At 34.1% G+C, this 2,280-nt stretch carries 1 protein-coding gene; it reads right to left on the reverse strand.

Annotated elements, in window-relative coordinates; translation table 11 throughout:
* Window positions 1–2,280 (reverse strand): hypothetical protein (locus tag ACJMLD_RS08530; protein ID WP_405270501.1); only part of this gene is annotated, 2,280 nt, incomplete at both ends.

Here is a 2,280-nt window from a genome sequence, read left to right on the forward strand (position 1 = left end):
AGGTGCTTTTGTGATTTTCAGGGTTGCATAACCGTTTTTGGTTGTTTTTACATTTTTGACGTATTTTCCGTTGATGTAGAATTTGACGTACTTGTTTTTGATGACCTTGCCTGCCGCAGTAGTCACCTTGACTTTGAAGCCATTTCCGCTTTTATAATATACGGATGTATCTTTTGCGGCCAGTTTAGTGTTTTTAACGGTGATTTCCTCAATTGAATCATAATATTTTCCATCAATACGACCTTCAACATCTATAACATATTTGCCTCCGCTCAATTGCGCCAGTGAAACTTTTGCCTGCCCATTGACCAATTTGGCAAAAAATTCATAGGTATTCTGATTTGACTTTGGGGTGCTCCTAATGGTCTTTGCGGTAATCTTAAAGGTACCACTTTTTCCCGGAACAACAATTACTATTTCATTATTTCCATTTGTTACAGTTTTAGGAATGCTAATTTTTGGATAAGTAACATTGATATATGCTTTTTCAGTTAAAGGATAGAATTTATCATCTCCTTTATATGATACAGCAACAGTATGATAGCCAACATCCAATTGTGAAATATCAACCTCCTGATTAGTGTAGTCTATGCTGTATTTAACACCATCAATCTTAACTGAAAGTTTATCATTGAACAGTTCCTCGGGTATATTCCACAAATAATAATGATTGGATCTCCATCCATCTTCAGAATAATATGAACCATAATAAAAAGTCATGTTTTCTAGGTAAAAAGTATAAGTATAGGTTAGATTGACTTTTTCTGTGAAATCCGGATAATTTCCACCATAATATTCAAATGAAACCTCATTGCTGCCCCAATCAAGATATTTGGATATGTCTATGTCAGATACTTTTGCATATTCTGACCAGGAAACTGAATTCTCATTTACATTCTTATTATACACTTCTTTAGAATTAACCTCAATTTTTATATAACCTGTCAGATTATTGCTGTACATAAAGCGAATAAAATCACCATATGTCCAGTCTTCACCAATATCAAGATCATATGGAATAACAGAAAGATTATATATCTTATAATCTTCGTTGTTGAAATTAAGTTTAGCGAGATAGTTTCCGCAAGGCAATTCTTTTGTTAAAGCCACATAACGAATAAACCTTTCACTAGCCCCAACATCATGTATCATTACTGGGTAAACATCATATATCTTTCCATCTATTTCAAGACCGAACTTTGTAAAATTGTTTCCATCCTTAAAATATTCCTCAAAATTGAATTCCTCATCATCATAAAAAAGCGGAAGATTATCTTGAGTTCCTATCGGATCGCCATTCTCGTAATCTAAATATAAATCTTCACCGACAAAGATTTTCTTACTGCCGGAAGGGATAATTGACAATTTAACGTCCTTAGTTAAAGCAGGATATTTTTTATCGCCTGAATAACTAAGCTTAGCGGCATAATTTCCGCAAGGCAAAGATTTTATTGAAGCATAATAACTATTAACCTTTGCGGAAATACCGTCATCATAGTATGAGGTATTGTAAATCTTATATTTTGTACCGTTTATTTCAAAGCTGAGTTTACTGGCAATAATGTCATTTGGAGCATCTATCGACAGGTCTTCACCGCAATTAACAGCAGATGGGCAGGATAGCCTGTAAGTTGTATCAATAATCTTTGATTTGACAAAGTTTGTGTCATTATCCCGGTATTCTACTCTAAGGTCAGTCTTTTGGACAACAGCATATGTTCTGAAATAAAGTGTGTAAAATTGATTGCTTGCATCCGGGTATATATGATAATAAAAATAATTTTCCTCATCATAGGTTTTTTTTATTGGATGGTTTAACAGGTCAATATCAAGTTTTAGTTTATCATTGGTGTAAACTTTTAATGTTCCGACCTTACTATTGAGATATTTTACATTTGACTCGAAAAGATCATCATATGGGTCTCCAAAACTACCTGAACACCTGAAAGATTCGGGTGCAATGAAAATAATCTCAGAGACGTTCAATATTCCTGATTTTGTTGCCGGAGCGTACTTGTCATCCCCTAAGAAATTCAAATCATACTTATGCTGGCCTAAAGTTAATTTAGATGCATCAAATATTATGGAGTTGCTTTCCTTTGTGCATTGCTTATTTTTACCGTCGATTGTGAGGGAAAAACTTCCTTTTGCATCTTCAGGACAGTTATCAATTCTTATTTCCTGGTTTTTTGCGGGAAGAACATCGACCGTATCATCAACATCCATATCCCAAGTACTTTTTTCTAAAGCATCATCATCGATTTGAGATACCTGTTCTGC

It is taken from the genome of Methanobrevibacter sp. (assembly GCF_045112895.1).
Classification (GTDB): Archaea; Methanobacteriota; Methanobacteria; order Methanobacteriales; family Methanobacteriaceae; genus Methanocatella.